Source organism: Fretibacterium sp. (genome assembly GCF_057312375.1).
This window is the reverse complement of record NZ_DBHLDX010000128.1, coordinates 1-2,084: the sequence shown is the minus strand read 5'-3', so window position 1 is coordinate 2,084 and position 2,084 is coordinate 1. Positions and strand designations below refer to the sequence as shown.

The window sequence follows — 2,084 nt, the reverse complement described above, 5'->3', positions numbered from 1 at the left end:
TCAGCTCGCAGATCCGCTCGTATCGATAGCGGACGGTGTTGTAGTGAACCTGCAGTTTCCGCGCCGTCTCCCTCTGGTTCCAGCCGCACCGCACCAGTGCCTGGAGCGTTTCGAAGAGCTGGGCGTCCTCCTTCAGGACGCCCAGGCGGCGCATACAGAACTTCCGGGCCTCCATGCTGTCGGCGATGGGCGACAGGATGGTGAGGACGCCGAGCTCCTCCCAGAAGTACAGGGCGTTGCCCCCGCAGAAGGGGCGCATTATCTCGATGGCCTTGCGGGCCTCCTCGTAGCTCTCCTCGCAGCCCATGAAATCGGGTTTTTCGTCGCCGCAGCCCACCGTGAGGGTGAAGTCCGTCCAGGAGCGCACCTTCTTCTGGACAACCTCGGCTACGACGCGGAGCCGCGACAAAAAGTCCATGTTCCATTCCGGCGTCGCGAGGAAGACGATGGAGTCGCTCATCGGGGAATAGGGACACTCCCGGAACACGGCCCGCATCTCCTGTTTGCAGAGGGCATAGATGTGCTGGCGGGATTCGTCGAGCTCCCGAGTTTCATGCTTCGACATCGGCTGTCCGAAGCAGCGCTTGTACTCATCAATATCGAAGATGACGCAGCGGACGGGCCCGGACAGGTCCCATCCGAATTGAAGTCCCCGGTTCAGGAGCTCCTCGCGGTATCGGATGTTCCGGGTGATCAGGTCCTGCACGAACTCGTCCCGATAGCGGGCCTCCACCTGCCGGGCGGCGATATCCCGCTGAAAGCTGAAGAGCATCGCGGTCTTGGCGTGCTCCAGGACGACGCGCCAGGCGCTGCCCTCCGGCCAGCGTTTGAAGATGAAATGGCCGTAAGTGGTGTTGCCCAGCCCAAGCCGCTCGTGGTAGTGCCGATTCAGGAGCGTTTTCTTCTCCCGCGCGCTCGACACGGGGCCGAAGCCGCCCTCGGCAGCGCAAAAGCAGCGGCCGGAGGCGGCATCCAAAAAGCATACCTCGGTCTTCAGAAAGGACGTCAGGTTGCGGACGATCCCCTCGGCACCGCCGCCCTCCGCCACGACCTGGGTGAAGGACCGCAGCACCGACTCGGAGAAGCGGATATTCTCCACCTCGTCCGTCCTCAGAATGACGATGCGGATGATGTCCGAATAGGGCAACTCCAGGGGCAGGCCAAGGATCGGCAGCCCCAACCACTCGGCCAGGTCCCTGGCGTGAGGGGGGAATTCGCTCAGAAAGCGGCCCTTAAAGCCCAGAGCCGCCGCCCCTGCCTCGTGCAGGGCGATGACCAGGTCGTCGAAATCGTCCGGCTGGTCGCGGAACTGGTATCCCGTGGAGAGCAAGAGCTCCCCGCCCCTGAGCCACCGGGCGATGTCCGGCGCCTCCATGACGTTGACGCCCCGGACCGGCCGGTCCAACCCGCCCGCTCCGGCGATCAGCTCGGTCTCGGCAAGTTCCTGGGAGGTCAAGAGTTCTCGGACGGTCAGGGAAATGGCCATCGCCTCCTTGCAAAATTACGATGCGGGGACTCCGTGACTGGTTATTATACAAAATTTTGGGGCTATATGAAAAGGGCGGCCCTCAAGGGCCACCCCGTCCGGTTCGTGTTGACGTCTACTCCTTGGCCAGGCCGGCCTGGAGCACTCCCAACCCCTTGCCCGGTTCGATCTTGTAGCCGCACTTCAGGCAGGCACGCTCGACGGCGGCCATGGCCCCCACCAGGATGTGCTTGTCGATGTTGCCCATGTGCCCAAGCCGGAAGCTCTTACCGGCGAAACCGGCCAGGCTCCCTGCGGAGTAGATGCCCTCCTCCCCCAGCTTTGCGCGGAAGGCCGCGTCCTCCAGCCCTGAGCCCTCGGGATAGAAGAAGACCGTCAGCGTCGGCGCGCGCAGCTCCTTCGGCGCTACGGGACGGAACCCCAGGGCCTCCATGCCCGCCACGAAGTAGCCGGCCTGACGGATGTGGCGCGCATAGCGCTCCTCCAGCCCCTCCTCCTTGATGATGCGGACGCCCTCCTTGAGGGCCCAGATCATGTTGACGGGCGGCGTGCCCCAGTACTTGGAGGGATCGTTCATGATGGGGATCCAGCGCTCGAA

2 protein-coding genes are annotated in these 2,084 nt (G+C 63.8%); both read right to left on the bottom strand.

Annotated elements, in window-relative coordinates; genetic code table 11:
* Nucleotides 1–1,486 (bottom strand): PucR family transcriptional regulator (locus ACO41U_RS10435; RefSeq protein ID WP_485943798.1); only part of this gene is annotated, 1,486 nt, incomplete at its 3' end.
* Between the two features lie 115 nt (nucleotides 1,487–1,601).
* Nucleotides 1,602–2,084 (bottom strand): pyridoxal-phosphate-dependent aminotransferase family protein (locus tag ACO41U_RS10430; protein WP_485943796.1); only part of this gene is annotated, 483 nt, incomplete at its 5' end.